Source organism: Microbacterium sp. B24, from assembly GCF_000333415.1.
GTDB lineage: Bacteria > Actinomycetota > Actinomycetes > Actinomycetales > Microbacteriaceae > Microbacterium.
Genome location: NZ_BADB01000262.1, coordinates 1 through 4,598, shown reverse-complemented (window position 1 = coordinate 4,598; position 4,598 = coordinate 1). Strand labels below are relative to the sequence as shown.

Annotated in this window: 6 protein-coding genes; 4 read left to right on the top strand and 2 right to left on the bottom strand. The window is 71.6% G+C overall.

Annotated features, from left to right (window positions below; genetic code table 11):
* From I5I_RS06990 to I5I_RS06980, 3 genes are all read left to right on the top strand, one after another.
* Positions 1–567, top strand: a 567-nt coding sequence (locus tag I5I_RS06990; RefSeq protein WP_036318079.1) for an MFS transporter, incomplete at its 5' end; no start/stop codon positions are given.
* A gap of 48 nt (positions 568–615) precedes the next feature.
* Positions 616–1,410, top strand: a complete 795-nt coding sequence (locus tag I5I_RS06985) for a hypothetical protein (RefSeq protein ID WP_036318074.1) — start codon at positions 616–618, stop codon at positions 1,408–1,410.
* Positions 1,407–1,889, top strand: coding sequence for a GNAT family N-acetyltransferase (locus I5I_RS06980; RefSeq protein ID WP_239640049.1), 483 nt, complete (start codon positions 1,407–1,409; stop codon positions 1,887–1,889). The genes I5I_RS06985 and I5I_RS06980 overlap by 4 nt, the downstream gene beginning before the upstream one ends.
* A gap of 25 nt (positions 1,890–1,914) precedes the next feature.
* Here I5I_RS06980 and I5I_RS06975 read toward each other — a convergent pair whose 3' ends face one another.
* Entirely contained in the window at positions 1,915–2,634 is a 720-nt protein-coding gene (locus I5I_RS06975; RefSeq protein ID WP_036318073.1) for an SDR family NAD(P)-dependent oxidoreductase, read from the bottom strand.
* Positions 2,635–2,706: 72 nt separating this feature from the next.
* On the opposite strand from I5I_RS06975, the gene I5I_RS06970 reads away from it, so the two are divergent.
* Positions 2,707–3,345 (top strand): TetR/AcrR family transcriptional regulator, encoded by a 639-nt coding sequence (locus I5I_RS06970; protein WP_051039524.1) that lies wholly within the window; start codon positions 2,707–2,709, stop codon positions 3,343–3,345.
* Here the strand turns inward: I5I_RS06970 and I5I_RS06965 are convergent.
* The gene (locus I5I_RS06965; protein ID WP_036318072.1) at positions 3,300–4,562 is read right to left on the bottom strand and encodes an APC family permease; all 1,263 of its coding nucleotides are present in this window, start codon (positions 4,560–4,562) and stop codon (positions 3,300–3,302) included. The two genes, I5I_RS06970 and I5I_RS06965, sit on opposite strands and share 46 nt — an antisense overlap.
* Positions 4,563–4,598 lie beyond the last annotated feature (36 nt).

Sequence of the window (4,598 nt, the reverse complement as noted above, 5' to 3'; positions counted from 1 at the left end):
CACGGACCGCTCGTGCGGACGTACGCGAGACAAGCTCTTGCGCTGATGGCGGCATACGCCGTGTTGTACGGCTACGTGCAGTGGCTCGAGCAGGGGCGTGGTCTGGATGCGACGACGAGCGGACTGATCATGCTACCGATGAGTGCCGTCGCGGCGGTCGGCGCCGCCGTCATCTCGCGCGACGCCCTCATCCGCGCTCCGCTCGTCGTCAGCGGTGTCGCCATGCTCGTCGGCGGTGTCGGCATCGTTCTGCTCAACGCGGCAACGAACGTCATCGCCCTGGTCGCGCTCAGCATCGTGTTCGGAGTGGTTCTGGGCATGACCACCACGAGCAACCAGGCCGCGCTGTACACCCAGACGACCGCCGATCAGATCGCCGTCGCGTCGGGCCTCGCACGCACCGCGGGGTATCTCGGCGCCATCTTCGCTTCGGCGCTGATCGCGCTGGCCTTCCCGCGGGCCGCTTCGGATGCCGGCATGCACACGATCGGCTGGGTCATCGTGGGCACGGCCTTCGCCGTCCTTCTTCTCGTCCTCGCCGATCCTCGCGTGCCGCGGCGGGGGTAGCGGCGGACGGTCCGGACGGAGCGACGACGGCTGTCATAGGCTCGACGCATGCGACGATCTCTGCCTGCCGCTCTGACGCTCGCCGTTCTCGCCTCCACGATGGCTCTGACGTCGTGCGCCGCGGGCGGGCCTGCGCCCGCTGCCTCGACGACGGCCGCCGTCGCGAGCCCCACGCCGTCCGCGGCGACGAACGGGCCCGCCACCATCGCCGCGCCGAGCGTCTGCGACGCCGTCGATCTGAAGGCGGATGCCGCTGTCGCAGGCGCTGACCTCGCCGCCTGCGTCGTGGGCTTTTCGAAGGCGGCGGGCAGCGGTCATGAGACCTTCTCGGCATCCGATGGCACGACGGGGACGGCGGACTTCGTCTTCGGCGATGCTCCGGCCCTGTCCGGAACGGTCACGAGCAGCGGCGGCACGACGTCGTTCGTGCTCACCCCTGATGCCTCCTGGGTCACGATCGACGGGGCCTGGGTGCAGGGAGACGCGACGAGCTCCGATCCGAAGAAGATGCTCGCGGGCACCATCGGGCAGGCGTATCGCGCCTTCGCCGACCCGTCGGCCACCGCATCGCTCATCTCGTCCGCGCCGACCTGGACGGTGCAGAAGGACCAGGATGTCGTCGACCTCCCCGACGGCACCCAGGCGCGCGCCTGGCGTGTGCAGGCCGACGCGCCTTTCAGCGCCGTCGGCGCCGACGTGCAGGAGATGACGCTCTGGCTGACCTCCGGGCACGTGCCCGCCGGTGTTCAGGCCACGGTGTCGGTGGCCGGCACGCAGACGACGACCACGCAGCACTTCTCGGGCTGGGGGATGCCGGTCAGCATCGCCACGCCGCAGCCGTGAACGTCGCGGACGGCGCCGCCGCCCCCCTCGTGCTCGAACCCTGCGCGGCGGATGCCGTGGCCGATCTCACCGCGTTCCTCCGCGAGGTCGACCTGACTCTCAGCGGGCTCGACGAGCCGGACGTGCGCCTGTGGATCGAGCGCGACGCCGAGGGCCGGATCGTCGGGAGCACGGGCTACGAGTTGAACGCCACCGGGGATGCCGTTCTCGTCCGCAGCGTCGCCGTCCACCCGCGCCAGCGCGCCGCCGGTCGCGGAACGGCTCTCGCCCGCTTTGCCCTGGCCCGTGCGGCCGACGAGGGGGCCACGACGGCGTGGCTGTTCAGCCGCCGATCCGGCGGGTTCTGGCAGACGCTCGGCTTCGCGCCCGCAGACCGCGACGAACTCGCCGCGCTGTTCGCCGAGACCCACCAGGTGCGGATGTTCCAAGAGAGCGGTCGGCTGAGCATCGAGGTGGCCTGGTCGATGCCCCTGGCGTGAGTCGACGCCGCGGCGTCCTGCGCGCTCACCAGGGGATGGGCTCGCCGTGGCGGTCGAGGTACCGCAGTCCCGGGATGCCGCGCTGATGCTCCACGGTCGCGACGAGTGCGGGGATGCTCTCGCTCACGGTCAGCGGGGCGCCGGTGCCGCCCATGTCCGTCTGCACCCACCCCGGCGCCATCAGCAACAGGGGCCGGTCGGTGCCGCGCCGAGCGGCATAGCTGCGCATGAGCTGGTTGAGCGCGGACTTGCTCGCCCGGTAGACCTCGAAACCGCCGGTCTCGTTGCGACCGATGCTTCCCTGGCCGGAGGACATCACCGCGATCGTCGCGTCGGGACCGACGAGATCGTCGAGGCCCTCGATGACGCGCAGCGGCGCGATCGCGTTCGTGAGCATCGTCGTGACGACATCGGCATCCGACATGTCGATCGCTCGCGCGTCCTGCGGGGCGAGCGACACCCCGGCGACCACGAACAGCACGTCGATCGCGCGGCCCCGCAGGTGCGCAGCGAGACGGTCGTGCAGCGCCGCGATCTCGCCGGTTGACGTCACGTCGACGCGCTCGATGTGGAGGGCATCGCTCCCGGCTTTGCGGAGGTCGTGAAGCGGTGTGTGAGCGTCGCTACGTACGGTGCCGTACACCTCGTAGCCGAGGCGGAGGTACTCCGTCGCGACCGCGAAGCCGAGGCCGCGGGAGGCACCGACGATCAGCGCGATCGGTCGGCCGGGGGTGGAGTTCTTCATCGTCTACGTCCTTTCGCTCAACGGTTGTTGAGTTGAGGCTATCACTTCGCTCAACGCGTGTAGAGTGAAAACATGAATGAGCAGCGATCGCGTGCCGACCAGCGCGCCGAGACGAGCGCGCGCATCGTGGCCGCGGCCCAGGAGGAGTTCGCGGCGGGCGGATGGGCCAAAGCGACGATCCGCGGCATCGCGCGCCGGGCGGGAGTCGACCCCGCGCTCGTCATGCAGCGCTACGGCTCGAAGGAGAAGCTGTTCGCGGCGGCGATCCTGCCGGCCGTTGCGCTCGATGATGCGGATACGACGGGCCATCTGGCCGAGGTTCTCGAGACCCGGATGCGTGCGTTGTCGCCGGCGACCGAGGCGCTGTTGCGATCCGCTCCCACCGCGCCGGAGGCCGCCGACGCCCTCCGCGAGTATCTGTCTGAACGTGCCGACGGTCTCGTGCGGGCGTGGCGCGACGATGCGGAGGGGCCGGAGAACGCCGACGACGAGCTGCGCGCAGCCATGATCGTCTCCAGCATCCTCGGCATGACGATCGCGCGGCACCTCCTCGGACTCGATGCGCTGGCGCGACTCGATCGGGACGCGGTGGACCGGATCGCCGCGCCCTGGTTTGCGGCGCTCACGCCTCCCGACGCGGTGACGACGCCGGCGTCCGGGCCCGGTCAGGCCGACGCGGGGCCGCCCCGCCGCAGCCGCAGCGCCCGATAGCCGACGCCGACGCCCGCGACCACGCTGCCCCCGACGATCGAGGGCCACGGCAGGGTCGCGACCAGCGCCACGCAACCGATCATGCCCACGAGCTGCAGCGCGCGGGGAAAGCGGCGGGCCGCGGCATCCTGTCGGAACGCCGCGATGTTGGCGATCAGGTAGTACAGCAGCACGCCGAACGACGAGAACCCGATCGCGGACCGCAGGTCGGTCGCCACGATCAGAAGACTCACGATGACCGCGAGCACGAGCTCCGCGCGGTGCGGCACGGCGTAGCGAGGGTGCACCGCCGCGAGCCACCGCGGCAGGTCGCCCGTGCGGGCCATCGCGAGGCTCGTGCGGCCGATGCCGGCGACGAGAGCGAGAAGGGCTCCGAGGGATGCCGCCGCGGCCCCGACCCGCACCACTGGCGCGGTCCAGGTCCACCCGCCCGCTGCGGCGACCTCCGCCAGCGGTGCCGACGATGACGCGAGGCGGTCGGGGCCGAGGGTGGCGAGCGCGGCCAGGGCGATCGCGACGTAGACGATGAGGGCGAGGCTCAGCGCGATGACGATCGCGCGGGGGATCGTGCGGCGCGGATCGCGCACCTCCTCACCCATCGTGGCGATGCGGGCATACCCCGCAAAGGCGAAGAACAGCAGCCCGGCCGACTGCAGTACGCCGTACCAGCCGTGGGGGCCGGCGGCGATGGCCAGATTGTCGGCGGAGCCGGCCCCGGATGCCGAGGCGGCCACGACCACGAGCGCGAGCACCGCCAGCACGACCGCCACGATCACCTTCGTGAGGGCGGCCGTGCGGGTCACCCCCACCGCGTTGACCGCGGCGAGGGACAGGACCGCGATGACGGCGATGGGCTTCTCCCAGCCCACGGGAGCGGCGTACGAGGCGAACGTCAACGCCATCGCCGCGCAACTCGCGGTCTTGCCGATGACGAACGACCAGCCGGCGAAGAACCCCGACCACGGGCCGATCATCTCCCGGCCGTAGACGTACGTCCCTCCCGACGTCGGGAACTGTGCAGCCAGTTGCGCCGACGACGTCGCGTTGGCGTAGGCGACGACGGCGGCGACCGCGAGGCCGATCAACAGGCCCGAGCCGGCGGCCGCGGCGGCGGGGGCGAACGCCGCGAACACGCCGGCGCCGATCATCGAGCCCAGGCCGATGGCGATCGCATCGACGAGGCCCAGCCGGCGGGCCAGCGCTGCGGGCGCGCTCATCGGGTGCGGGACGACGTGCGGGGAGGAATCACGCCG

Coding starts and splice junctions, on each gene's coding strand:
- I5I_RS06975 (WP_036318073.1), bottom strand. CDS start 2,634: ATGAAGAACTCCACCCCCGGCCGACCGATCGCGCTGATCGTCGGTGCC.
- I5I_RS06970 (WP_051039524.1), top strand. CDS start 2,707: ATGAATGAGCAGCGATCGCGTGCCGACCAGCGCGCCGAGACGAGCGCG.
- I5I_RS06985 (WP_036318074.1), top strand. CDS start 616: ATGCGACGATCTCTGCCTGCCGCTCTGACGCTCGCCGTTCTCGCCTCC.
- I5I_RS06965 (WP_036318072.1), bottom strand. CDS start 4,562: ATGAGCGCGCCCGCAGCGCTGGCCCGCCGGCTGGGCCTCGTCGATGCG.